A 23,721-nucleotide genomic window follows, 5' to 3' on the forward strand; every position below is an offset into this window, starting at 1 on the left:
GCTCGCACCCGGAGGTGGGAGCAGGACACAGGCCTGTGGCCGAAGCCCCCACCGTGCCCTCGGGGGGAGGGAAGGAACCCGCAACAATGCCCGCACCCGTACCGCGGCAGAGAGCGACCCCGGCCGCGGAAGGTGGTCAGGCGCCGACCGCCGCACCGAACGGCGGACCCGCCCAGGACTCCTCGGAGGCCAGGGCGACGGCCCCGCGCGCGGCGGCCCCGTCCGAGCACACCGCGGACCGGACCGGCACCGCGCCGGACCGGGCCGAGACGGCCGCCCACACCAACCTCACCCTGCTGCTGATCGAGGACGACCCCGGCGGGTCGCCGATCGTGCCGGAGCTGCTCGACCAGTCCGGCAAGCCGATCCGCGTCCGCACCGCCCGCAACCTCACCGAGGCCGAGCGGCTGCTGACCCACGACGTCCACTGCATCCTGCTGGACCTCGCGCTGCCCGCGCCCGGCCGGGCGGGCGCCGGTGACGACGAGCTCGCCGTGCTCAAGCACGTCCTGGAGCTCGCGCCCCGGCACGCCGTCCTCGCGCTCACCGGCGCCGACGACACCGAGCGCGGCGCCGAGGCCGTACGGGTGGGCGCCCAGGACTACCTCGTCCGCGACGAGCTGGACGGCCGGCTGCTGAGCCGGGCGATCCGGTACGCGGTGGAGCGCAAGCGGTCCGACTCCGCCGAGCGGCGGCTCGCCGAGGGCCGCGTGCGCGCCCAGGAGAACCGTCGGCTGGAACGCGGCCTGCTGCCCACCCCGCTGCTGGACGGCTCCCCGCTGCGGTTCGCCGCCCGCTACCGCCCCGGCCGCTCCCGCGCCCTGCTCGGCGGGGACTTCTACGACGTCGTCCGCACCCCGGACGGGACCGTGCACGCCATGATCGGCGACGTCTGCGGGCACGGCCCGGACGAGGCCGCGCTCGGCGTGGAGCTGCGCATCGCCTGGCGCGCGCTGACCCTGGCGGGACTCTGCGGCGACCAGCTCCTCGGCACACTCCAGCAGGTGCTGGAGCACGAACGGTCGGACGACGAGATCTTCGCGACCCTGTGCACGGTGGACATCGCCCCGGACGGCCGCCGGGCGGGCCTGTGCCTGGCCGGCCACCCGTCACCGCTGCTCGCCCGCCCCGGCCGTCCCGCACGGCTGCTGCCGTACGACAACAACGGCCCGGCGCTCGGTCTGCTGCCGGGCGCCCGCTGGCCGCGGATGCAGGTGGAGCTGGGCGCCGAGTGGAGCCTGATGCTCTACACCGACGGCCTGATCGAGGGCAAGGTCGGCGACACCGGGGAGCGGCTCGGCCAGGACGGCATGGTGGAGATGATCCGCCGCCAGCTCTCCGAGGGGCTGCGCGGGGAGGAGCTGCTGCGGACCGCCGTCAACGAGGTCCGGGACCTCAACGGGGGCGAGCTGACGGACGACGTGGCGGTGCTGCTGCTGGACCGGGCGGTGTGAGCGGAAGCCCGCCGTCCGGAGTGCGCCGGGTGCCGGGTGCCGGCCCGTCGTGACCGGCCGCGCCCGCGCGGCGGTACGGGCCCGCGCCCCTCCCAGGGGCACGGGCCCGCTTCCGGATCAGCGACCGCCGTTGTACGGCCCGTAGGGACCGTCGCTGCTGGAGCCCCTGCGGGAGCGCCCGCCGCCGGACAGGCCGCGGAGGGCGGGGCGGACGTCGACCATGTACACGATGGTCGCGATCAGCCCGATGATCGGCAGGAACGACAGGATGGGGAAGAGCACGCTCACCACGAAGGCGATGCCGAGGATGATCAGCCAGAAGGGCTTGGTCTTCTTGTCGGCCGCGCGGTAGGCGTCCTCACGGCGCGTGGCGGCGTCGATCAGCGCGAAGCAGCAGTACACGGTCAGGGCCATGCTCAGCAGCCACATGAACCCGTTGAAGCCCTGCATCAGCACAACGTCCACCACCAGACTCGGCTCGTCCTCTACGCCGTCACCGTACCCGCAACCACCGGCCGGCTACCCGGACAACGGGCCGGGCACCGCGAGAGTGCCCGGCCCGTCCGGTTCCGTCCCGTCTACTTCGCGGGCGGAGTCGTCTTCTTCGCCGTGGTCTTGCGCGCCGGGGCCTTCTTGGCGGCGGCGGGCTTCTTCGCCGCGGCGGACTCGGCGGCGGGCGCGTCGTCCTTGACCTCGACCGGCTCCGGCCGGGACGCGGACTTCGGCTCGGCCGCCGCCGGCTCGACGGCGACGGCGATCTCCTCGATGCCCTCGGCGGCGTCGCCGCGCCAGGTCTTCACGGCCTGCTCGCCGTGCTCGGCGACCTTCTCGTAGGCCTCCCGGGCCTTGACGGCGTACTCGGCGGCGATGCCGACCCCGCGCAGCGCGAGGTCCTGGGCGTTCTCGCCGAGCTTCTTCAGATCGGTGTCGAGCGAGCCGAAGAGCTCGCCGACCTTGCTCTGGAGGTTCTCCTGCGTCTCCCGGACCCGGACGGTCGCCCGTTCCTGGACGGCCTTGGGGTCGGTGTTGCGCACGGCCTCGATACGGGCCGGGGCCTCGGCGCGCAACTGCTCCACCAGGGCCGGCACCTTCTTGGCCTGCTGCAGCGCGAGGTCGGCGGTGCCGGCGGCGAAGTAGAGCGGGGTCGGGTCGCTGAGGGTCTTGCGCAGGTCGTCGGTGATGGCCATGGTGATGGTCCTCCCGGATTCGTTTTCGGCTGAGGGTTCTGTGTGGTCCGCGGCGGGCGGCCGGCGCCCTGGTCCGGCTCAGCCGGCCGTCCGCCGCGGCCCCTTGTCACCGCCGCCGCCCGCAGGGGGGCGGCGCTCGGCGGCCGTACCGCCGTCGGCCGTACGGCTCCGGCGTATCGCGGTGCCGCCGTCCGGAGCGTCCACCGCGCGGGTACGCGCGCCGGCGGCCTCGGACACCCCGGCCGGCTCCGCCGCCCCGGGATCCTCCGTCGCCTCACCGTCCTCGGCGCCGCCGAACCCGTTCTCCTTGCGGAACGACTCGTAGATCTGGAGCAGCACCTGCTTCTGGCGCTCGGTCAGCGTGGGATCGGCGAGGACGGCGGCCCGCGTCTCGACCTCGGACCGGTCCCGCTCGGCGTCGAGGATCCCGGCCCGGACGTACAGCGTCTCGGCGGAGATCCGCAGCGCCTTGGCGACCTGCTGCAGCACCTCCGCGCTCGGCTTGCGCAGTCCGCGCTCGATCTGGCTGAGATACGGATTGGACACCCCGGCGGCGTCGGCGAGCTGCCGCAGCGACAACTGCGCACTGCGCCGCTGCTCGCGCAGGTACTCACCGAGATTGCCGACGTTGAGCGATGCCATGCCTCCACCGTGCCCCACCTCGCTAACTATTGCAAGCACCCGCTTGCAATAGTGCGCCACGGCACAGAGGGATCCCGGAGAACACCGAAGCCGTACCGGACGGGGCACTAGCGTGGGGGCCATGATCGTATGGATCAACGGCACCCACGGCGCGGGCAAGACGACGACCGCCGCGCTCGTGCAGCGGCTGCTCCCGGACTCACGGGTGTTCGACGCCGAGAAGGTCGGCGAGACGCTCATGGACATCACGCCGGGGCTGCCCTGGACGGGAAACTTCCAGCACTGGCCGCCGTGGCGGCCGCTCGTGGTCGAGACCGCCCGCCACGTGCTCGACTACACCGGCGGCACCCTGGTGATGCCCATGACCGTCCTGGTCGAGGAGTACTGGCGCGAGATCGGCGCGGGCCTCGCCCGGCACGGCATCCCGGTACGCCACTTCGTCCTCCACGCCGACCGGGAGACCCTCCGCGGGCGCATCGCGGGGGACACGGTCCTCGGCCCGGACTCCCCGTTCCGCCTCAGCCACCTGGAGCCCTACGCCGAGGCGGCCCGCACCTGGCTGCACCGCGAGGCCGAGGTCGTCGACACCACGCACCTCACGCCCGCCGAGGCGGCCCTGCGGATCGCGGAGGCCGTCAAGGGCTGAGCCGCCCGATTGTCAGTGCCATCGGCGAGGATCCCGGACATGACTGCGACCGCCGCCGACGCACGGGACCTCCTGGACGACGTCCGCACCAGCGCCGCCTGGATCGCCCGCGCGCTCAACAGCTCCGGGTACCGGGCGGACTTCACGCCCACGAGCCTGCGGGACGTCGAGCGCTTCATGGCCGAGCACAGCGACCACGGGATCGCGGTGGCCGGGGGCCTCCTCGCGACGGACCTGAAGGCGCGCCTGTTCGCCCTCGGCGCCTACCTGGGGGAGACGGTCCGACGCAGTGCCGGCGGGGCCTGGGAGACCGACGCCGAGGACCCGCACAGCGAGGTGGACCTCACGCTCCGCCTCCCCGACGGCTCCGTCATCTGGCCCGTCCAGCGCGTGATCAAACGCTTCCAGCACGGCCACGAGGACAGCATCGTCGGCTACGTGATGGGCCTCGGCATGCAACCGTCCGCGCCGCCCCGGCGGCGTCACGGTCACGACGCCGCCGGACCGGTACGGACGGCCGCGCCGAGGCCGGGGAGGACCGGTCAGGAATCGAGAAGCCTCCGCGGGCGGAGGACTCCTAGCGTGGAGGGCATGACGTTCATCGACAGTGTGACGCTCGACGTGGCCGACACCGAGGCCGCACGCCGGTTCCAGTCCGCCGCCTTCGGGCTGGGCCCGCGGATAGGGCTGCGGGCCTCGGAGGCGGCCACGAGCGGGTTCCGCGGGTTCACGCTGGGGCTCACGGTGTCCCGGCCGGCCGACGTGGACAGCCTCATCGGCACCGCCGTGGAGGCCGGCGCCGTACCGCTGAAGCCGGCCGCGAAGTCGCTCTGGGGGTACGGCGGTGTCGTACAGGCCCCGGACGGGACGATCTGGAAGGTCGCGACCTCGGCGAAGAGGGACCGGGGCCCCGCGACCCGGCGGATCGACGAGATCGTGCTGCTGCTCGGCGTCGCGGACGTGGCCGCGAGCAAGCGGTTCTACGTCGAGCGGGGCCTCACCGTGGCGAAGAGCTTCGGCCGTACGTACGTCGAGTTCGCCGGCGGGGAGTCGAGCCCCGTCAAGCTGGCGCTGTACCGGCGCCGCGCCCTCGCCAAGGACCTCGGCGTCTCCGCGGAGGGGAGCGGATCGCACCGGCTGGTGATCGGCGGCGGCGCGGGTGCCTTCACGGACCCGGACGGGTTCGCCTGGGAGGCCGCCTCACCGGCCGTCATGACACCGTGACGGAGGCTGCGCCGCGCGAGACCCGGGAACGACGCCGGCCTCCGGCGGCACCCTCGGGCACCCCGTACGGCGTCCGTACGGTCCCGCTCCCGTTCCTCCGGGACGGGACGGCGTGCCCCGGTCACCGGCCGCGGCCTGCCGGCGGACGACCTGGTCCGGCCCGCGCCGACCCGACGAGTCCCACCGGTGCTTCCTCGTCCGGCCGGGGCGTGTCCAGGCCTGGCGCGAGGCGGACGAAATGCGTGGGCGCGTCCTTGTGCGCGACGGCAGACTGACCCGCATGACCCCACCCGACACCGCCAGGACCGACCTCCTCTTCTATCTCCAGTCCGCCCGCGACGCACTGCTGTGGAAACTCGAGGGCCTCCCCGAGTACGACGTCCGCCGCCCGCTGACGCCGACCGGCACCAACCTCCTGGGCCTGGTGAAGCACGCGGCCGGGGTGGAACTGGGCTACCTCGGCGACACCTTCGGCCGGCCGTCCGGTGAGCCGCTGCCCTGGCTCGCGGACGGGGCGGAACCGAACGGGGACATGTGGGCCACCGCCGAGGAGTCGCGCGAGGACATAATCGGCCTGTACCGCCGGGCGTGGGCGCACGCGGACGCGACGATCGAGGCGCTGCCGCTGGACACCGCCGGCAGGGTGCCGTGGTGGCCGGACGGCAGGGACGAACTGACGCTGCACCACGCCGTGGTCCGGGTGATCGCCGACACCCACCGGCACGCCGGCCACGCCGACATCCTCCGCGAACTCATGGACGGCGCCGTGGGGATGAACGAGACCAACACCAGCCTGCCGTCGGACGACCCGGCCTGGTGGGAGGCCTACCGGAACCGTCTGGAGCGCGCGGCCCGGGAAGCCTGACCAACCCCTCACCGCGCCGCGCGGGCCCACTCGCCGAGCACGGGAACGCACCGCTCGGCGAAGTACTCGTAGTCCTCGGCGGTGTTGTAGACGTGCGCGGACAGCCGCAGATGGCCGACCCCGCCGAAGCTGGTGAACGCCGCCTCGACGCCCAGCTCCGCGGGGGCCCGGTCGCGCAGCGCGTCGGCGGCGACGCGGCTGTCGGCGAGCCCGTCGGGCAGCCGCACCAGCCGCATGCCCGGCACGGGCATACCGACGTCGACGGAGGCGTCCGCGCCGGTCAGCTCGGTGAGCGCGGCACCCACGACCCGCGCGCCGTAACCGGCCAGCTCGTCCATGTACCGGCGGGCGGCGGGCCAGCCCCAGGTGCGGTCGACGAAGTCGAGGGCGGCCGGGGCGGCCAGGTGGTTGGTCGCGTCGACCGTGCCCTGCTGGTCGAAACGGTCGGGGTACGGATCGGCGGCGCCCCACGAGTCGATCAGCGGATACAGCCCGTCCCGCAGCGGACCGCGCGCCACCAGGACCGCGGTGCCGCGCGGGGCGCACCCCCACTTGTGCAGATTGCCCGTCCAGAAGTCGCAGGTCAGCCCTTCGAGCGGGGCGGCGATCAGGCCGGGCGCGTGCGCGCCGTCCACGAGCAGCGGGACCCCGCGCCGCCGTACCTCCGCGCCGATCCGCTCCACCGGCAGCCGGCGGGCGGTGGCCGAGGTGATCTGGTCGACGACGACGAGCCCGGTGTCCTCGCCCACCTCGGCCATCACCGCCTCGTACGCCTGCTCCGCACCGGCGTCCAGCGGCACCCTGGCCGTGCGCACCCGGCCGCCCCAGCGGCGGGCCAGCCGTTCGGCGCCCATCGTCACGGCGCCGTAGCCGTGGTCGGTGACGACGATCTCCCCGCCGCCCCGGCGCTCCAGGTTGGCGTACACGACACTCGCGCCGGCGCTCGCGTTCGGCACCAGGGCGAGGTCGCCGGGGTCCGCGCCGAGGAAGGCGGCGAGTTCGACCCGGGCCGCCGCGAGCCGCCGCGGCAGCTCGGGGAACCACACCACCGGCGCGCTCTCCATCCGCGCACGCAACTCCCGCTGCCGCTCCTGGGCGGCCAGCGGTACGGCACCGAACGACCCGTGGTTGAGATGGCGCAGGGCGGGGTCCAGCGACCAGGCCCGCGCCGCCGGCCGGCCGTCGGCCAGCAGCAGGGGCCGGGGCGCGGCGCTGACCTCGGTCTCACTCATAAGACTCCCCTCCGCGAGGAACATCGGGTACCGACTCGACCACACGATCGCACGGGGCGTCCTGACGTCGGCATACGCACTTTTTTGTGCGTACTTGGCAGCGTGGCGGCGTGCGGCGAACCTGGATGCGGGGCGCCGGACAGGAAGGGAGCGGAAACAACCGGCGGTCAGGAGGCCGGGGCCTCGGACAGCATCTCCAGCCGGCGGTGGCCCCAGTCGGACAGCGGCGCCAGCGCCTCGGCGAATTCGCGGCCGAACCCGGTCAGGGAGTAGACCGTCTTCGGCGGCAGTACGTCGTGCACCTCCCGGTGCACCAGCCCGTCCGCCTCCATCTCACGCAGCGCCTGGGTCAGCACCTTCTCGGTGAGGCCCGGCACCTTCCGGCGCAGTGCGGCCGGCCGGTGCGGGCCGGACTCCAGCAGCCACAGCAGCGTGGTCTTCCACTTGCCCTCGATCACGGCGATCGCGGCGGTCACCCCGCAGACGTCCGGATCGTGGCGCCGGTGCACCATGCCGTGCCCCCTTCTTCAGTAATTGCGATAAACATTAAGGGAGTTCACCCATGTCTGAGCACACCGTCCAGCCCTCCGTCACCGTCCTCGGGCTCGGCCCGATGGGCCGCGCGCTGGCCGGCGCCTTCCTGGACGCGGGGGTGCGCACCACCGTCTGGAACCGCACGCCCGGCCGGGACGCCGAGTTGACCGGCCGGGGCGCGGTCGCGGCGTCCTCGCCCGAGGAGGCGGTCGCCGCCTCCCCGCTGACCGTCGTCTGCGTGGTGAACTACGACGCCTCGGACGCCGTACTGCGCCAGGACGCCGTCACCGCCGCCCTCAAGGGCCGTACGGTGGTGAACCTGAGCGCCGACACCCCCGGCCGCGCCCGGGACACGGACGAGTGGGCCGGCCGACACGGCATCCGCTACCTGGACGGCGCGATCATGACCCCGGCGCCGACCATCGGCACGGACGACGCGGTCTTCCTCCACAGCGGCCCCGAGGAGCTGTACCGGGAGCACCGGCCCGTGCTTGCGGCGCTCGGCGGCGGCCACACCCACCTCGGGGAGGAGATCGGCCGGGCGGCGGCGTACGACGTCGCGCTGCTCGACGTCTTCTGGACGGCGATGGCCGGCTACACGCACGCCATCGCCGTGGCCCGCGCGGAGGGCGTCACCGCGACGGAACTCGCTCCCTTCGCCCAGGGGATCGCCGCGATCCTGCCCCCGCTGTTCACCGAGTTCGCGGCCGACATCGACGCCGGCACGTACTCGGGCGACCTGAACCCGATCACCTCGGCCGCCTCGACCATGGACCACATCGTGCACGCCTCCGAGGCGCACGGCATCGACGCGAGCGTGATGCGGGTGATCGAGGGCCAGGCCCGCCGGGTCATCGCGCGGGGGCACGGCGGGGACGGCTTCAGCCGGGTCGTCGAGGTGATCGCCCACCGCTGACGGAGGGCTAGAAGGGCAACTCCCGCGCCTGTACCACCTCCAGCCGGGACACCGCCCGCGTCAGCACCACGTACAGCCGGTGCAGCCCCCGCTCCTCCGCCTCCGCGATCGCCGCGGGCTCGACGGCCACCACATGGTCGTACTCCAGGCCCTTGACGACGCTCGCCGGCACCACGGCCACGCGTGCGCCCAGCGTCTCCGGACCCGACGCCTCCACCCCTGCCCCGGCCAGCGCCCGTCGCAGCCGGGGCACGTCCGCGTCCGCCGCCACGACGCCGACGGATCCGTCCCGCTCCAGCGCGTCCCGTACGGCGGCCACGACCGCGTCCGGCACCTCACCCGGCGTGGCGGCCCGCCGGATGCTCAACTCGCCGTCGCCGCGCAGGGAGCGGGCCGCCGGGACGTCGACGTCGAGGCGTCGCAGGAGCCGGTTGGCGAGCGTGACCACCGCCCGCGGCACCCGGAAGCCGGTGGTCAGCGGGATCACGGCCGCGTCCGGCTTCCCCAGGTGCCGCAGCACCGCCGGCCACGAGCGGGCCGCCCAGGGGGTCGTCCCCTGCGCGAGGTCGCCCAGCACGGTGAGCGAGCCGAAGGCGGCCCGGCGGGCGATGGCCCGGCACTCCATCGGGGAGAGGTCCTGGGCCTCGTCGACCACGACGTGCCCGTACCCCTCGGGGCGCTCGACCAGCCCGGCGGCCTCGTCGAGCAGCACCAGGTCCGCGGCCGACCAGCGCGCCGACTTCCACGACCGCGGCGGCCCCGTCCACAGCAGCGCCTTCCGCTCCCCGGCGTCCAGCACCCCCTCGGCGGCGACGGCCAGCGCCCCGGGATCGCCCAGCAGCCCGGCCACCACCTCCTCCGCCCGCGCACGCGGCCACACGGTGTCGACGTACGCCGACACCGGCCGCGACCGCTCGATCCGGCGCGCCCAGGCGGTGCCGCGCGGACCGCTGCGCCGCTCGGCCCGCTCCCGCACGGCCCGTACGATCCGGGCCCGCACCCGCTCCCGTCCGACGCCGTACGGCGGTTCCTCGGCCCGTACGTCCGTCACGATCCGCGTCAACTCCTCCGGTCCGAGGCGCCAGCGGTACGAACCGTCGGGCACGGCAAGGGAGTCGGTCCGGTCGGTACGCACCCGCGCGTACAGGGCCCTGCGGAGCACCTCGGCCATCCGGGCGTCGTGCTTGACGACGGCGGTGCGCTCGTCGTCGGTGCCGGTGACCGGGTGCCGGGCGATCTCCTCGGCGAGGGTCGACTGCCGTACGCCGGTCTCGCCGAGGGCGGGCAGGACCTCGGCGATGTAGGAGAGGAAGGTGCGGTTGGGGCCGAGGACGAGCAGTCCGCCGCGCCGGATGCGCTGCGGGTGGGTGTAGAGCAGGTAGGCCGCCCGGTGCAGGCCGACGGCGGTCTTGCCGGTGCCGGGGGCGCCCTGCACGCACACGGTCAGGCCCAGGTCCCCGCGGACGAGGTCGTCCTGCTCGGGCTGGATGGTGGCCGCGATGTCCCGCATGGGGCCGACGCGGGGCCGCTCGATCTCCCGGGCGACGATGCCGCTGACCCGCTCCTCCCCCCGCTCCAGGTGTTCGTCCTCCAGTCCGGTCAGGTCGGCGGAGTCGCCCCGGCTGCCGGGTGCCCAGCCGAACCGCCTGCGTACGGCGACGCCCTGCGGGTCGCGGGCGGTGGCCTGGTAGAAGGCGCGGGAGACGGGCGCCCGCCAGTCGACGACGAGGGGCGGTGCGGCGGGGTGCTCGGTGATCCGCAGCCGTCCGACGTGGTAGCTCTGCCCCGGGTGACCGGTGCCGGCCCGCGCGAAGTCCAGCCGCCCGAAGAACAGCGGACCCGGGGGCAGTTCCCGCAGCTCCTTGGCGTGGCTGCGCAACCGGTACCCGAGGACCTCGGCGTCGGCTCCGGAGGCGGAGACGTCCTCGCCGGTGACGACCCGCTCGTCGGCGCCGTCGGCCATGGCGGCGAGGGCGGTGCGGCAGCGGTCGTGGTGCGCGCGTTCCTGGTCGAGAGCGGGCTCGGGTGGTGTCATTCCACCGAGCGTACCGAATAAAGCAACCGAGTTACATTTTTTACTCGGTGTCTTTCGCTCGGTCCCGCAATCGCGGCAGCGTCTCCTCCAGCACCCCGAACGCCCGCCCGGCCGCCGCCACCGCGTCCTCCCGTACGTCCTCGACCCGCTCCCCCGCCGCGATCCGCCGCCAGTTCTCCTGCGCGAGGATCCGCCGTACGGCGATGATCTGCCCCGCCGCCAGCCGCGCGTCGAGCCCGCCGCCGAGCGCCCCGGCCAGCGCGTCCTCGGACCGCTCCAGATGCCCGTACAGCCGCGCGACCAGCGCCGGTGTGCCGTACAGCAGCGCGTGGAAGGCCAGTACCTCGGGATCGTCGTTGAGCCCGGTGACCGGATCGCACCGCCGGAGTCCGTCCAGGAAGTGCCGCCGCAGCGCCTCGACCGGCGCCGGCCCCTCCGCGGCCACCCGGGCGGCCTCGCCCTCGTGGTCGGCGATCCGGTACAGGACGAGGTCCTCCTTCGCCGGGAAGTACCGGAAGAGCGTCGGCTTGGAGATCTCGGCCGCGGCCGCCACCTCGGCGACGGACACGGCGTCGAAACCGCGCTCCAGGAAGAGCCGGATGGCGGTGTCCGACACGGTCCGGTACATCCGCCGCTTCTTGCGCTCCCGCAGGCCGATCTCACTCATGCGGCGAGCCTACGCACACGTCCTCCGGGGCGGCGGCGGGCCGCTCGGCCGCGCCGGCCCGCATGACGACGCGTACCCGGGTCAGCCCGGGAAGACGTCTCCGGCCTCCCCGTGCTCCCCGCGCCAGCGTACGAGGGCGTCCGCGATACGGTCCGGGGCCGGCACGGAGGTGAGGCCCAGCGGGCCGGCGGCCTCGGTCAGGACGCGGCGCAGCTTCCTTCCCGTGTCTTCCGGCCGGCGCCGGTCGGCACCCTGTCCGGGGCCCAGCGCCAGGGCCGCGCGGATGACGTCGGTGAACACGGACTGGGCCTTCTTGAAGTCCATCAGCAGCCCCAGATCGCGCTGCCAGCCCTCCGAGCCGCCGGGGCGAACGTCTTCGACGGTGCTCACCCAGTGCCGGGTGAGCCTGCGAGCCTGCCACTCCGGATAGCGCATGAGATACAGGTGGGTGGCCAGGTCGTAGAGCGGGTCGCCGACCATCGCGAGCTCCCAGTCGATGGTCCAGAGCCGTTGCCCGGAGTCGACGATGAAGTTCTCGCGGTGGAGATCGGCGTGGAGGAGACAGAAGGGCCGCTCCGCCAGGCCCGACACGTGCTCCCTGAGGTTCTCGAACGCGTCGGCCCTCACGCCGAGTTCGTCGAAGAGCGCCGCGAACTCGTCGAGGTTCGACAGGTAGACGCTTTCCTCCGTGAAGGAGACGAGCCGATCGAGGAACCCGTTGGTGTCACCGTCGCGGGGGCGGTCCCTGGCTTCACAGCGCCGCTTGACGACGAGCGTCTCCGGCCTCACTCCGGCCAGCTCGCGGAAGAGACCGACGACCTGTCGGAGCAGCGGGCCGGGAATCGGAAGACCGGACCTCCTCAGCGCGCCCAGCGTCCGGCCCTCGATGAACCGCTGCAGGCGCAAGCCGCCGAATTCCGTGATGCCCGGGATGCTGCTGATCCGACCGCTCAGCGCGGTCAGGAGTTGCTCCTCCGAGTCGAAACACCGCCGGTCGAACCAGAGCAGACCGGCGCGCGGCTCCCGGCACTTCCATCGTGTCGTCGCGGGCGCCCCCGCCCCGTCGCCCAGGGGGAACACATAGGTCTCGTGGTGATAGCCCTGGAGCGGTCCCTCGACCGCACCCGGATTCCCGCACGCCTCGATCGCGTGCCGCCGGGCAAGGGAAGGTGTTTCGGGTGTCATGGGCCCGTTTCTCGCGTGCTGGACCCTTCCGCGGGTCACAGAAGTGGCAGTACGTTACCCCCGCCACCACCGCGCTTCCCGCCGGACCCGTCCGTCCACCGCACGCGTTCCCCCGAAGGCGCCCTGCCCACGGACGCACGACGCCACGGCCCGGGACGCGCTCCCGGGCAGGCCATCAGTGGCGGAGCAGCCGGAGAACCGGTTCCAGCGAGTCCACGACCGTCGTGGCGCCCGCGTCGCGCAGGAGTTTGCCCTTGCGTTCGTTGCGTGCGTAGCCGAGGAAGGGAACGCCGGCCGCCCGTGCGGCGAGGAGGTCCGTCGGGGCGTCGCCGATCAGCAGGGCGGTCGCGGGGGCGGCGCCCATGGCGTTCAGGGCCCGGTGGACGCAGTGGGGGTCGGGTTTGAGGAGGCTCAGTTCCTGGGTGCGGCCGTATATGTGGGGGGAGAAGCAGGCACCGAGACCGCGGGAGGCGAGGTACTCGCGCACCACGCGCGGGGAGTTGTTGGTGGTGACGGCCAGCCGGGAGCCCACCGCGGTCCAGGTGCGGATCAGCGGATCGGCGTACGGGGTGGGCATCGCCGAGGCGGTGGCGCGCAGCTCCTCCTGGGTGAGCCGCTCCTCCAGTTCCGCGACCAGGTCGCTGCCGGGGTGCCGGCGGTCGACGGCGCGCAGGACGAAGTGCGGGTCCAAGGACTCGCGTTCGGCGTCCGTGAGCAGGCCGTGCAGGCCCCGGCTCTCCAGCCAGGACGCCAGGTCGTTCGCCACCCGCTCCGCCGAGTGGCCCGCGAACAGGCGGCAGACGGGACCGTCGAAGTCCCACAGCACCACCCGGGCGCCTTCGATCAGGTGCCGCAGTGCGTCCGGTTCGTCGTCGGTCCCGGTCTCGTTCCGCTTCCCGGCCGTCACCGCGTCAGTCCGCTTCGTCTCAGAAGTCACTAGGAGAGTGTCAGGTCCGTCGTGATGGTTTCCCAGAGGGCGTCGAACCACTTCTGGGATTCCTCCACGAACGCCCGCTCCCGCTGCCCGTCCCGCTTGACGAAGGGGAAGAGGAGGGACTGGGAGCCCAGGGCGTCGTACATCTCCAGGGTGTGGCTCTCCCACTCCTCCTCGCGCCGGGTCAGCATGTAGTAGCCGATCAGCGCCTCCTCCCCGTTGAGCAGGTACAGCTTCACCGGCGGGGTGAACGGCAGGGCCCGGAAGGAGACGTGCACGTCGACGCCGTGGGTGGCGCGCAGCGCGAGCAGGTTGTGCTGGAGCACGCGGGCCTGGGCGTTGCGCTGGGCCAGCCACCGCTCGTGGACCGGGTCGTCGTTGCCGTCCCGGCCCTCGACCGGGACGGGGAAGGCCAGGTTGATCCGCCGGGAGGGCAGCAGGATGCGGACGTCGACCGACTCGGGGCGGGTGCGGCCCTCGTGGATGTGCCGGACCGGTTCGCTCAGCGCCAGCATCAGGCTCTCGGCGGTCAGGCACACCGCGTCGATCCGCACGTGGGCCGTCGAGAACGCGTCCGTCAGGCGCGGCGCCAGCCCCACCATCGTCGGCTGGGGTTCCTCCAGGGCGGAGGCCGGTTCGGCGATCCTCGGCGGGCTGCCCTTGCCCTGGTTGGTGAGCAGGCCGTCCTCCCGGAGGGTGTGCAGGGCCTGGCGAACGGTGCCGCGCTCCACGCCGAACTCCTCGGCCAGCTCCGCCTGGGTGGGCAGGCGGTCGCCCGTCCTGAGCTCACCGGACCGGATGCGTTCCCGCAGGATGTCGGCGATCTCCTGCGGCGAGACTCTGCTGCTGCCGTTCACTGCCACGTTCTCCTGGGTCACGACCAAACGCTACAACTTTGATCCATCTGAAGGGAGTTGTTTGAAAGTTGTTTGTGAGTAGGGGCCAAGTGGGGACAACATATACAGAGTTGGCAACCAACTTCTCCAAGTTGGCAGCTCTCTGGTTCCGCAGTTCCGGCCCGCACACCCGAAGGAGGAACACGCCATGCCCGTCCTCGCCCTCGTCTCCGCCGTCCTGGTCGTCACCGTCGAGCAGCTCGTCCAGTGGAGGTACGGCGCGGCCGGCATCCTCGGCCTGCTGCTGCTCACCATAGGCATCAGGTCCAACCGGCCGGGCGTCAGCTCCGCCGGAGCGGTCCTGCTCGCGCTGCTGGTGGCGAGGCCCGCCCTGTGAGGAGCCGCCGTGAGGAGCCACCGTGAGAAGCCGCCGTCGCACCGGACCCGTGGGAGACGTCAGCCCGTGAGCACCAGCTCCGAGCTGATCGTCTCCCACAGCGCGTTGAACCACAGCTGCGACTGCTCCACGAACGCGGTGTCCCTCAGCCCCGGCCCCTGCTCGAAGCCGAACAGCAGGGACCGGATGCCCTGCGCGTCGTACGTCTCCAGGTACTCCTGGTCGATCTGCGCCTTGCCGCGCGCCAGCGTGTAGTAGGCGAACAGCGCCTCCTCCCCGTTGAGCAGGTACAGCTTCACCGGCGGGGTGAACGGCAGCGCGCGGAAGGAGACCCGCACGTCGATGCCGTGGGTGGCGCGCAGCGCGAGCAGATTGTGCCGCAGCACCTGCCCCTGGGCGTTGCGCTGCGCCAGCCACCGATCGTGCACCGGGTCCTCGTCGCCGCCGCGCCCCTCGACCGGCACCGGGAAGGCGAGGTCGATGTCCCGGCTGGGCAGCAGCACCCGCAGGTCGACCTTGGCCGGTTTCAGCCGCCCGGAGTGAATCTGGCGCAGCGGCTCCCCGAGGGCCAGGGTGAGGGAGATCGAGGTCAGGCAGACGGCGTCGATCTCGACGTGCTCGGCCTCGAAGGCGGCGGCGATCCTGGGCGCGAGGCCCACGGTGGTGGGCAGCGGGGGCGCCGAGGGGCCGGTCAGCGCCCTGCCGGGGTCCGCGGCGACGGTCGCCGGGGCGCCCTTGGAGACGTTGGTGAGCAGCTGCTCGGACTGCAGGATGCGCAGCGCCTGGCGCACCGCGGGGCGCTCCACGCCGAACTCGGCGGCGAGCTGGGCCTGGGTGGGCATGCGCCGGCCCGGCTGCAGCGCCCCGGACCTGATCCGCGCGCGCAGTTCGTCGGCCACCTCGCGGTGTGTCCTCTGTGGCCGCTGCGGCTTCTTCCGTCCATTGACGGAGACGTGTTCCGGGTCCACGACAGAACCCTACAACTTCCCGCCATCTTCGGGCAGTTCAGCGAAGGGTGGTTATAAGACTCTTCCAAGTGGCTATAACTAAGAGCAAGTTGGTAACCAACTCCTGCAACCTGGTTGGCCGCTCCAAGGGTTGGCCAACGGGGAAGGGGTCGGGAGCCACGGACAACAAGGGGGACCGCCATGCCGCTCATCGCCATCGCCCTCGCGGCCCTGGCCATCGGGTTCGAGCAACTCGTCCAGTGGAAGTACGGGCCGATGGGAATCATCGCCTTCGTCGCCCTCACCGTGGGCATCAAGGCACGCAACACCATGATCAGCGGCATCGGCGCGGTCATCCTCGTGATGCTGCTCGCCCAGTCCGGCTGACGGCACACCGCACGGACCGCCGGCCGGGCTCCCTTCCGGAGGGGAGCCGGGAGTCCCGCCGACGGGCACCACCCGCACAACAACCACAACCACAACCGAACAGCTCGCTACGGATGAGAACCCACCCGTCGCCGTCGGAAGGAGGCAGGCAGCAGGAGCGCGGGAGCGACAGCGCTCAGAACACGTCCGGGCACCACGGTCGCCTGGAAGTACGCAGCAGGGCGTCGGCCTGACGGGCGGCGCCCGCTCGTTCTTCCCGGACCCGGCCCAGCGCGGCCAGCCGCACCGCGGACTCGTCCCCCAGCCACAGCACGGACAGCTCGGCGACGTCCAGCGTCAGATCGGCGCTCTCGCCGGTCGGCGCACAGACCCCGGTCCCGTCCGCGGACGCCTCGAGGCGGTAGCGGCCCCCGGCCAGACCGGCCCGGTCGGCCACCTCCAGCACCAGCGACCCCGCGGCCCCGTACGTCCGCGCCTGAAGGGCCCGTACGACGTCCAGCATCCGCACCCACAGCCAGTCCGCCTGCGTGGTGACGGCGGCGGCGCGCGGGTCCGGCAGGAGGTGCGGGAGCAGGTCGTCGGGCGCCCGCCAGCCGCTCTTCACCTTCACCACCCAGTCGATGGAGCACAGGTAGAGCCACAGCGCCCGCTCGGCCGCCGGGGTCACCCCGGTCAGCCACTTCACCCGCACCGTGTTCAACGGCTGCTTGCTGTCCCCCCAGTCGTCGTCCGCCGTGTAGGCGACCATGCCCTCGACCTCGCCGCCGGCCGAGCGGTACACCGCGTAGTACGGCTCCTGGAAGGTCGGCCAGAAGCGCACCGCCCCCGTCGTCACCCGCCACCACAGCTCGTCCCGGCTGACGACACCCGGCTGGGTGCGGCGCAGCCGCTCGTGCAGCTCGGGGCCCAGCTTGCGGACGTCCTCCGCGTCCACGAGGTCGACCCGGCCGCCGTCCTGAGGGCCCGCCCGGCGCGGGTCGAGACCGGCGCGCGGCACGTCGATCGTCCACTCGGCCGCCGTGGTGGCCGGCCCGAAGCCGTACCGGCCGTAGATCGGGTACTCGGCCGCGATCAGCGTCGCGACGACGTCCCCGCGCTCCTTCGCGGCGGCGAGGTCCCGCTCCATCATCCGGGTCAGCAGCCCGCGCCGCCGGTGGGTGGCGGTGACGGTGACGTTGGTGACGGCGTCGGCGGGCACGGTCGCCCCGCCGACCACCGTCAGCTCCTGTGCGAAGGACCGGAACGTCGCGACGCACCGCCCGCCGTCGAAGGCCCCCAGCGACCGGCCGGGCGTGAACTGCGCCCGGCGCGCGTCGAGGATCTCCTCGGACAGGGTGGGTTCCCGCAGGAACCCGACGTTCATGGCCCGTTGCCAGTCGGCGAACTCGGATTCGGTGATCGGACGTACGTCGACGTCGGCGCGGGAGGTCATGGGCCCACGGTAGGTCGGCCGCGCGCCGGGTGTCGAAGAGGTTTTCGCCCACTCCCTCACACGAGGAGGTCGTCCACCTGCGCCTCCCCGTCCCGGTACCGGCGCGCGATCTCCGCGCTGCACTCGTCGGCCGTACGCTGCAGCCGCTGCCGCCGCCGGGACACCTGCTGCTCGCAGAGCACGAGCCGCCCCATCGCGGTGTTCAGCTCCCCGTCCGTGCGGGCGCCCAGGTCGGACAGCTCCACCTCGGCGAGCGTCTCGGCCGCCAGCCGCCGGTACTCCTCGCCCTGCGGCGTCCCCAGCGTCACGTGCCGGGCGGAGGAACGGTGCCGGGCCGGGGTGTCCCGCAGGATCTCCCCCAGCCGCTCGACGACGGACACCTCCCCCGGCGCGAGGACCGAGGGCGCCTCCTGGGGCAGGCGCCGGGCCAGCTCCGCCCGCAGGATGTCGATCCGCCCCTGCAGCAGCCGCCGTACGTAACTGAGGTCGGCCTCGTCACGCTGTGCGTCGCGCCGCACCGTCCGCAGCTCGGCCAGGCTGAGCACGATCAGATCGTGCACCGCCCGGTCCTCGGACAGCACCGGGCTGTCCGTGCGCTGTGTGGGCGGCCGGCAGAACTCCCGTTCCCCGATTCCCGCTTGGGCCGACGAGACAGCCTCGAGCTGCTGTCCGATCCCTGGTGTGCTCATACGCCTCAACCGTCCCCTCGACCGGCATGTGCCAGCATCGTGCCACCCCAAGCGGCCGCATTGTGAGCGAGTGCCCCCGATCCGCCCCAGATGGGCGCTAAGGAGTAAAAATAGCCCGACCGGGGTCCCCCGTGGGCCGCCGTCGGCCGCCTGTTCGCCGACCGGCATGATGGTCGTATGCGAGCAGTGGTGCAGAGGGTCGACGGCGCGAGCGTGGTCGTGGACGGCGAGACGGTGGGGGCGATCGAGGGCGAGGGGCTGTGCGTCCTCGTCGGCGTCACCCACGAGGACACCAAGGAGAAGGCGGCGCAGCTCGCCCGCAAGCTCTGGTCGGTCCGGATGCTCCAGGACGAGAAGTCGTGCAGCGACCTCGGCGCCCCGCTGCTGGTGATCAGCCAGTTCACTCTTTACGGCGACGCCCGCAAGGGCCGGCGCCCCACCTGGAACGCCGCCGCCCCCGGCGATGTCGCCGAGCCGCTGGTCGACGAGGTGGTCGCGCAACTGCGCGCGCTGGGCGCGACGGTGGCGACGGGCCGCTTCGGCGCGAAGATGAGCGTGTCGCTGACCAACGACGGCCCGTTCACCGTCCTGCTGGAGATCTGAGCCGTACGGCTGGAGATCTGAGCCGTACGGCTGGAGGTCCGAGCCGTACGGCTCGGGGCCGGTCCGTACCGCTCAGGGCTCGACGACGGTCTCCTGCGCGGCGGCCGTGTCCCCCGCGAGCAGCCGCGCGTCCACCGGCACGTTCCGCTTCACCAGCGCCAGCGCGACCGGCCCCAGCTCGTAGTGGCGTACGGACGTGGTGACGAACCCGATCTTCCGCCCGTCGGGGCCGTCGTCCGCGACCCGGATCTCGGTACCCGCCACCGGCAGGTGCACCTCGCTGCCGTCCAGGTGCAGGAAGACCAGCCGGCGCGGCGGCTTCCCCAGGTTCTGCACCCGGGCGACCGTCTCCTGCCCCCGGTAGCAGCCCTTCTGCAGGTGCACGGCGGTGCCGATCCAGCCCAGCTCGTGCGGGATGGTGCGGTGGTCGGTCTCGAAACCGAGCCGCGGCCGGTGCCGCTCGACCCGCAGCGCCTCGTGCGCGAGGATCCCGGCGGCCGGCCCCGCCTTCTCCGCGTACGACTCCAGGTCGCCGCGCGGCAGGAACAGGTCCCGCCCGTACGGCGTCTCGCGGACGGCGGTCCCCTCGGGCACCTCCGCGATGGACCCGGCCGGCAGGTGCACCACCGCGATGTCGGCGGTGCGGTCGGCGACCTCGACCCGGTAGAAGAACTTCATCGACTCCAGGTACGCGATCAGCGCCTCCTGGGTGCCGGGCTCGACGTGCGCCCAGACCGTCTCCCCGTCGTCGACCAGGTAGAGCGCGTGCTCGATGTGGCCGTTGGCGGAAAGTATCAGCGCCTCGGTGGCCTGGTGCGGCGGCAGGTCGCTGACGTGCTGGGTGAGCAGCAGGTGCAGCCAGGCCAGCCGCTCCGGACCGGAGACGGTGACGACCCCGCGGTGGGACAGGTCGACGAAACCGGTGCCGTCGGCGAGGGCGCGCTGCTCGCGGAACAGGTCGCCGTAGTGGGCGGCCACGCCTTCGTCCACGCCCTCGGCGGGAACGGCGCCGGGCAGGGTCAGCAGGGGGCTCTTCATGCGCCTAGCCTACGACTCGGCGGTCGAGGCCTTCAGGGAGCAGTCCTCGCACCGGCCGAAGATCGCGAAGTGCTTCATGTCGGTGTCGAAACCGAACTGCTCGCGCAGCTTGGCGGTGAACTCGGCGGCCACCGAGAGGTCGGCCTCGATCACGTTCGTGCAGTCCCGGCAGACCAGGTGGATGTGGTGGTGCCGGTCGGCGAGGTGATAGGTCGGCGCCCCGTGCCCGAGGTGGGCGTGGCTGACCAGCCCCAGCTCCTCCAGGAGCTCCAGCGTGCGGTACACGGTGGAAATGTTGACCCCCGACGCCGTCTTCCTCACTTCGCCGAGGATGTCGTCGGGGGTCGCGTGTTCCAGGGTGTCCACGGCTTCGAGCACGAGCTGCCGCTGCGGGGTCAGCCGGTAGCCGCGCTGCCTGAGGTCGCTCTTCCAGTCGGTGCTCACCACACCCACGAGTCTAGGACCTCCCGGGCGGGGGCCTACTTGAAGAAGGCGATCCCGTCGTCGGGCATGTCGTCGGGCAGGGCCTTGGCCCAGCGCTCGACCTCTTCCGGGGTGACGACCTTCTTCAGGTGCGCCGACATGTAGGGGCGCAGCTCGACCTCGGGGGTCTGCTTCTCGCCGACCCACATCAGGTCGCTCTTGACGTAGCCGTACAGCCGCTTGCCGCCGTTGTAGGGCCCCGAGGCGGCGGTGCGCGCGACCGCGTCCGTCACCAGGTCGATCTGCGGCTTCTGGTGCGCGAGCTCGCCGTACCAGATCTCGATGACGCCGTCGTCGCGGGTCATCGTCACCTCGACCTTGCGGTCCGCGTCGATCCGCCAGAAGCCGTGCTCCGACTCCAGCGGGCGGACCTTGTTGCCGTCGCCGTCCAGCACCCAGGTGTGGGAGCTGTACTCCAGGAAGTCCCGGCCGTCGTGGGTGAACGTGACCTCCTGGCCGAAGTTGCACTTCTCGGCACCGGGGAAGTCGTGCACGCCCGCGCCGGCCCAGTTGCCGAGCAGGAAGGCGAGCGGGACGAGGTCCTTGTGCAGGTCGGACGGGATCTCGATCATGAGCGGAACTTCCTGGCGTCGGTGATCAGCGCTGGCCCTGGTACAGCTTCTTCACGGTCAACCCGGCGAAGGCGAGGACGCCGACGGCGACGAGGACCAGCAGGATTTCGAAGAAGAGGATCACGGGGTGCTCCTTGAGCGGGGTGCGGTGGTGTGCACAGGGCCGGTCCCCAGCTTACGCGGCCGGGGCCGGCCCCCGTCGTGCGAGGTGGTGCCTCCCGCGGCTCAGCCCAGCAGCTGGCTCTGCAGCACGACCGTCTGCCGGAACGGCACGGCGGGCGCGGTGCCCTTCCGGGACTGCAGCACGACGGCGAGGACGTCACCGGCGGCGAGGTAGGCCTGGCGGTCCTGTTCCTCCCCGTACGGCCTGGTCTCGACCTGGGCCGAGCGCTGGACCCCCGCGACCTCCGACTTCACCGGGAACGAGTCGTCGTTGTCGGTGAAGTCGGCGCCCTTCACCGAGTAGGCCGAGGTGTACGAGAAGTGGGGCTTGAAGAAGGAGTCCTCCACCACGGCCGCGGTGTCGAACCGCAGCAGGTAGATCCTCGTCCGGGTGCCGTCCTCGGTCGTCCAGCCGCGGGCCGCGATGTGCCGCAGCCCGGCGTCGACGAGCTCCTGCCGGAAGGTGTCCCGGTCGTCGTCCTCCGCGTACTCCTCGAGGAAGTCGTCCGTCGCCAGCCAGCCGTCCTCGCCACGCAGTGCCTTGTCCTCCTCGGCGCCCGCCGGGGCGGGCAGCAGGAGGGCGCGCAGGTCGGCGTGGTGGGTGCCGGCCGGGTTGGACTCCGCCTGCGGTCCGGGGCTGCCGGCGGGCAGCGGCGGCTTCGTCAGCTCCGGGTAGTCCCACCGCCCGTCGGAGGCGGTCGCCAGGCCGGGTACGTCCGTCCGTTCCATGCGGGTGATCCCGTACGCCGTGCCCGCGCCGGCCACGGCGAAGACGGCCACGGCGGCGGTCCAGCGCAGGGCGGCGCGCAGCACCCGTCGGTCCCTGCGCGCCGGCGGCCCGGGATCGGCCACCACGTCCGGTGCGGCGGGTACGGCCGGTGGCTCCGTGGGCGGGGCGGGTACGAGGGTCTGCGGCTGCTCGGTCATACGGCCTTCCCCGGTTCGTCGATACGGTCGAGCTGCTCGCGGAACAGTGCGGCGACGCTCTTGGTGTCCAGCGGCTTCGCGCCGTCCGCGGTGAGGGTGACCAGGACGTTCCCGACGCGGGCCGAGCACTGCATCATGTCGAGGTCGGTCTCCGTGTCCGCCGGCGGCAGGAAGCACTGGGCGTCCTTGTGGCCCTTGATCTCCGGCCCCTTGCGGAAGATGTCGAGGGCGTCGAGGAACTCGGTCTGGAACCGCGCGAAGTCCCGCACGGCGGCCTTGTTCTCCATCCGGGCGAGCACGATGCCCACGGTGAAGATCTCGTCCTCCTGGTAGATGCTGACCGACCCGCTGGTGTAGCTGCGCATCGCCATGCCCTCGATGCGCCAGCCGTCGATCTCCTTCTCCAGCCGCTTGCGCTGGGAGCGCGGCAGATCGCCCAACGACTCCTTCTGCAGCGCCGTGGCCCGGCCGCCGCCGAGCTGCGCGTCCGAGCCGAACTCGCCGAAGTCGGGCCCCGGGAGCCAGTGGTCGTACCCGTACGGCACGAGCATCCCGGCCAGCCCTTCCGGCTCGGCCTTCTTGCCCTCGGCCGCCGCCTCCTTCGGGAACTTCCACTCGGGCGCGGCGGCCTCGCGGTCGGCGCCGTCCACGGTCACGACGGTGTACCCGACGCCCGTGACGACGGCGCCGGCCAGCAGCACGGAGCCGACGACGGACGCGATACGACCCCACCGCACGGGCCGCTTCGCGGGGGCCGCGGCGGGGGCGTCGTCGGGGACGGGCGGCAGGGGTGCCGGGGTCTGCGTCTCGTTCACAGCCGCTCCATCTGCCGCTCGGCCAGATCCATGATCATTTTCTTGGGAACGGGCTTGGTCCCGTGCACCCAGATCTCCATGGAGACGTCGCCGCGCCAGGCGTGCGCCTCCGCGCTGTACAGGGGCTCGTAGCCGGGTTCGACGTGAGGGCTGTCGTGGACGTACGCCCTGCCGTCCCCGGTCCCGGGGACGGCCCAGCTGTCCGTGTCCTCCGCGTCGGACGCCCAGTACTGGTTGTTGTCGACGTTGGCGGCGGCCGCCAGGCCCTCCTCCTGGCGGAACTGGACCAGCCGGATCTCCACGCTGTACTCGTCGTCGTCGAGCCAGCCGGTGACGGCCGCCCGGCGGAACCCGTCCATGGCCAGCTGTCCGAACATCGAGCCGGATCCCTCGTAGTCGCCGGCGTACTCGGCGAGTTCCATCCAGCCGTCCTCGCCCGCCGGCCAGGGGAGCTCCCGCGTCCCGCGCGGCTCCTTCAGCAGCAGCTCGCGCAGGTCGCCGTCGGTCTTCACACGGCGGTCCCGGTCGGCCGACAGCGGCTCGGGCGCCTCGCCCTTCGACTGCGCGAGCACCGGCTGCGACAGCGGCGGCAGCCTGGTGGGCTCGCGGTCGGCCTGTACGAGGTATCCGGTGCAGGTGCCGGCGACCACGCCGAGCACGGCCGCGGCGGCGATCAGCACGGCCGTCCGCCCCCGTCGGCGTTTCCGGGGCGCGTCCGGAGCCGCGGCCTCCGGTGTTTCCGGAGTCTCGTCCGCCGGTGTCTCCGGGGCCTCGCTCACCGGTGTCTCCGGGGCCGGGGCGGCCTCCGGCGTGTCCTCGGCTCTCGGTGCATCCGGGGCGTCGGCTGCTTCTTCGGGTTGTTCCAAGACGTCCCCCCACAGAAGGTGAAGCGCGTATTCCGTCCACGCGCGC

27 protein-coding genes are annotated in these 23,721 nt (G+C 72.7%); 8 read left to right on the top strand and 19 right to left on the bottom strand.

Features of this window, described 5'->3' with window-relative positions:
* Positions 1-86 precede the first annotated feature (86 nt).
* Positions 87-1,454, top strand: a complete 1,368-nt coding sequence (locus ACZ62B_RS03280) for a PP2C family protein-serine/threonine phosphatase (protein WP_344559532.1) — start codon at positions 87-89, stop codon at positions 1,452-1,454.
* A gap of 117 nt (positions 1,455-1,571) precedes the next feature.
* Here the strand turns inward: ACZ62B_RS03280 and ACZ62B_RS03285 are convergent, their stop codons facing one another.
* The 3 genes from ACZ62B_RS03285 to ACZ62B_RS03295 all read right to left on the bottom strand — a co-directional run bounded on the left by ACZ62B_RS03285 (position 1,572) and on the right by ACZ62B_RS03295 (position 3,283).
* Positions 1,572-1,904: a DUF2516 family protein gene (locus ACZ62B_RS03285; protein ID WP_344559748.1), complete on the bottom strand. Its 333-nt coding sequence runs from the start codon at positions 1,902-1,904 to the stop codon at positions 1,572-1,574.
* Between the two features lie 128 nt (positions 1,905-2,032).
* On the bottom strand, positions 2,033-2,641 hold the full coding sequence (locus tag ACZ62B_RS03290) for a hypothetical protein (protein ID WP_344559534.1): 609 nt from the start codon (positions 2,639-2,641) through the stop codon (positions 2,033-2,035).
* Positions 2,642-2,719: 78 nt separating this feature from the next.
* A complete protein-coding gene (locus ACZ62B_RS03295; RefSeq protein ID WP_344559536.1) occupies positions 2,720-3,283 on the bottom strand; it encodes a helix-turn-helix domain-containing protein in 564 nt (187 codons plus the stop codon).
* Between the two features lie 121 nt (positions 3,284-3,404).
* On the opposite strand from ACZ62B_RS03295, the gene ACZ62B_RS03300 reads away from it, so the two are divergent.
* From ACZ62B_RS03300 to ACZ62B_RS03310, 3 genes are all read left to right on the top strand, one after another.
* Positions 3,405-3,929 (top strand): P-loop nucleotide/nucleoside kinase family protein, encoded by a 525-nt coding sequence (locus tag ACZ62B_RS03300; protein WP_344559580.1) that lies wholly within the window; start codon positions 3,405-3,407, stop codon positions 3,927-3,929.
* 591 nt (positions 3,930-4,520) lie between these two features.
* Positions 4,521-5,153 (top strand): VOC family protein, encoded by a 633-nt coding sequence (locus ACZ62B_RS03305; protein WP_469689215.1) that lies wholly within the window; start codon positions 4,521-4,523, stop codon positions 5,151-5,153.
* A gap of 280 nt (positions 5,154-5,433) precedes the next feature.
* Complete coding sequence (locus ACZ62B_RS03310) at positions 5,434-6,018, top strand: DinB family protein (RefSeq protein WP_468721983.1); 585 nt, start codon at positions 5,434-5,436, stop codon at positions 6,016-6,018.
* Between the two features lie 8 nt (positions 6,019-6,026).
* Here ACZ62B_RS03310 and ACZ62B_RS03315 read toward each other — a convergent pair whose 3' ends face one another.
* Both ACZ62B_RS03315 and ACZ62B_RS03320 read right to left on the bottom strand, forming a co-directional pair.
* Positions 6,027-7,250 carry an aminotransferase class V-fold PLP-dependent enzyme gene (locus tag ACZ62B_RS03315; RefSeq protein WP_468885275.1) on the bottom strand — a complete coding sequence of 408 codons (1,224 nt, stop codon included), beginning with the start codon at positions 7,248-7,250 and terminating at the stop codon, positions 6,027-6,029.
* 167 nt (positions 7,251-7,417) lie between these two features.
* Positions 7,418-7,762: a winged helix-turn-helix transcriptional regulator gene (locus tag ACZ62B_RS03320; protein ID WP_468885274.1), complete on the bottom strand. Its 345-nt coding sequence runs from the start codon at positions 7,760-7,762 to the stop codon at positions 7,418-7,420.
* Between the two features lie 50 nt (positions 7,763-7,812).
* On the opposite strand from ACZ62B_RS03320, the gene ACZ62B_RS03325 reads away from it, so the two are divergent.
* The gene (locus ACZ62B_RS03325) at positions 7,813-8,700 is read left to right on the top strand and encodes an NAD(P)-dependent oxidoreductase (RefSeq protein ID WP_344559588.1); all 888 of its coding nucleotides are present in this window, start codon (positions 7,813-7,815) and stop codon (positions 8,698-8,700) included.
* A gap of 7 nt (positions 8,701-8,707) precedes the next feature.
* Here the strand turns inward: ACZ62B_RS03325 and ACZ62B_RS03330 are convergent, their stop codons facing one another.
* The 5 genes from ACZ62B_RS03330 to ACZ62B_RS03350 all read right to left on the bottom strand — a co-directional run bounded on the left by ACZ62B_RS03330 (position 8,708) and on the right by ACZ62B_RS03350 (position 14,405).
* Positions 8,708-10,735, bottom strand: a complete 2,028-nt coding sequence (locus ACZ62B_RS03330) for a HelD family protein (protein ID WP_469689192.1) — start codon at positions 10,733-10,735, stop codon at positions 8,708-8,710.
* Positions 10,736-10,775: 40 nt separating this feature from the next.
* Positions 10,776-11,402 (bottom strand): TetR family transcriptional regulator, encoded by a 627-nt coding sequence (locus ACZ62B_RS03335; protein WP_468885271.1) that lies wholly within the window; start codon positions 11,400-11,402, stop codon positions 10,776-10,778.
* A gap of 81 nt (positions 11,403-11,483) precedes the next feature.
* Positions 11,484-12,587, bottom strand: coding sequence for a phosphotransferase (locus ACZ62B_RS03340; RefSeq protein WP_468721973.1), 1,104 nt, complete (start codon positions 12,585-12,587; stop codon positions 11,484-11,486).
* Between the two features lie 175 nt (positions 12,588-12,762).
* A complete protein-coding gene (locus tag ACZ62B_RS03345; protein ID WP_344559596.1) occupies positions 12,763-13,524 on the bottom strand; it encodes an HAD family hydrolase in 762 nt (253 codons plus the stop codon).
* The gene (locus ACZ62B_RS03350; RefSeq protein WP_344559598.1) at positions 13,524-14,405 is read right to left on the bottom strand and encodes a winged helix-turn-helix domain-containing protein; all 882 of its coding nucleotides are present in this window, start codon (positions 14,403-14,405) and stop codon (positions 13,524-13,526) included. Before ACZ62B_RS03350 ends, ACZ62B_RS03345 begins: the two co-directional genes overlap by 1 nt.
* 160 nt (positions 14,406-14,565) lie before the next feature.
* On the opposite strand from ACZ62B_RS03350, the gene ACZ62B_RS03355 reads away from it, so the two are divergent.
* Complete coding sequence (locus ACZ62B_RS03355) at positions 14,566-14,754, top strand: hypothetical protein (RefSeq protein WP_344559600.1); 189 nt, start codon at positions 14,566-14,568, stop codon at positions 14,752-14,754.
* A 59-nt stretch (positions 14,755-14,813) separates the two neighbouring features.
* Here the strand turns inward: ACZ62B_RS03355 and ACZ62B_RS03360 are convergent, their stop codons facing one another.
* Positions 14,814-15,722 carry a FadR/GntR family transcriptional regulator gene (locus ACZ62B_RS03360; RefSeq protein WP_469689193.1) on the bottom strand — a complete coding sequence of 303 codons (909 nt, stop codon included), beginning with the start codon at positions 15,720-15,722 and terminating at the stop codon, positions 14,814-14,816.
* A gap of 180 nt (positions 15,723-15,902) precedes the next feature.
* Between ACZ62B_RS03360 and ACZ62B_RS03365 the strand changes: the two genes are divergently transcribed.
* Positions 15,903-16,088 carry a hypothetical protein gene (locus tag ACZ62B_RS03365; protein WP_149552237.1) on the top strand — a complete coding sequence of 62 codons (186 nt, stop codon included), beginning with the start codon at positions 15,903-15,905 and terminating at the stop codon, positions 16,086-16,088.
* Between the two features lie 175 nt (positions 16,089-16,263).
* On the opposite strand, the gene ACZ62B_RS03370 is transcribed toward ACZ62B_RS03365, so the two are convergent.
* Entirely contained in the window at positions 16,264-17,520 is a 1,257-nt protein-coding gene (locus ACZ62B_RS03370) for a GNAT family N-acetyltransferase (RefSeq protein ID WP_468885266.1), read from the bottom strand.
* Positions 17,521-17,576: 56 nt separating this feature from the next.
* Positions 17,577-18,209 carry an RsiG family protein gene (locus ACZ62B_RS03375; protein WP_344559606.1) on the bottom strand — a complete coding sequence of 211 codons (633 nt, stop codon included), beginning with the start codon at positions 18,207-18,209 and terminating at the stop codon, positions 17,577-17,579.
* Positions 18,210-18,386: 177 nt separating this feature from the next.
* Here ACZ62B_RS03375 and dtd point away from each other — a divergent pair, with 177 nt between their 5' ends.
* Complete coding sequence (gene dtd, locus ACZ62B_RS03380) at positions 18,387-18,812, top strand: D-aminoacyl-tRNA deacylase (RefSeq protein WP_030864202.1); 426 nt, start codon at positions 18,387-18,389, stop codon at positions 18,810-18,812.
* Positions 18,813-18,884: 72 nt separating this feature from the next.
* On the opposite strand, the gene ygfZ is transcribed toward dtd, so the two are convergent.
* The 6 genes from ygfZ to ACZ62B_RS03410 all read right to left on the bottom strand — a co-directional run bounded on the left by ygfZ (position 18,885) and on the right by ACZ62B_RS03410 (position 23,588).
* Positions 18,885-19,850, bottom strand: a complete 966-nt coding sequence (gene ygfZ / locus ACZ62B_RS03385; RefSeq protein ID WP_344559608.1) for a CAF17-like 4Fe-4S cluster assembly/insertion protein YgfZ — start codon at positions 19,848-19,850, stop codon at positions 18,885-18,887.
* A gap of 9 nt (positions 19,851-19,859) precedes the next feature.
* The gene (locus ACZ62B_RS03390; RefSeq protein WP_381223100.1) at positions 19,860-20,297 is read right to left on the bottom strand and encodes a Fur family transcriptional regulator; all 438 of its coding nucleotides are present in this window, start codon (positions 20,295-20,297) and stop codon (positions 19,860-19,862) included.
* 32 nt (positions 20,298-20,329) lie between these two features.
* Positions 20,330-20,905 (bottom strand): heme-binding beta-barrel domain-containing protein, encoded by a 576-nt coding sequence (locus ACZ62B_RS03395; RefSeq protein WP_073934294.1) that lies wholly within the window; start codon positions 20,903-20,905, stop codon positions 20,330-20,332.
* Between the two features lie 225 nt (positions 20,906-21,130).
* Positions 21,131-21,994, bottom strand: a complete 864-nt coding sequence (locus ACZ62B_RS03400) for a hypothetical protein (protein ID WP_469689194.1) — start codon at positions 21,992-21,994, stop codon at positions 21,131-21,133.
* A complete protein-coding gene (locus ACZ62B_RS03405) occupies positions 21,991-22,809 on the bottom strand; it encodes a hypothetical protein (RefSeq protein ID WP_344559615.1) in 819 nt (272 codons plus the stop codon). Before ACZ62B_RS03405 ends, ACZ62B_RS03400 begins: the two co-directional genes overlap by 4 nt.
* The gene (locus ACZ62B_RS03410; protein ID WP_469689195.1) at positions 22,806-23,588 is read right to left on the bottom strand and encodes a hypothetical protein; all 783 of its coding nucleotides are present in this window, start codon (positions 23,586-23,588) and stop codon (positions 22,806-22,808) included. The genes ACZ62B_RS03405 and ACZ62B_RS03410 overlap by 4 nt, the downstream gene beginning before the upstream one ends.
* Positions 23,589-23,721 lie beyond the last annotated feature (133 nt).

Source organism: Streptomyces sp. NPDC053426, assembly GCF_055585405.1.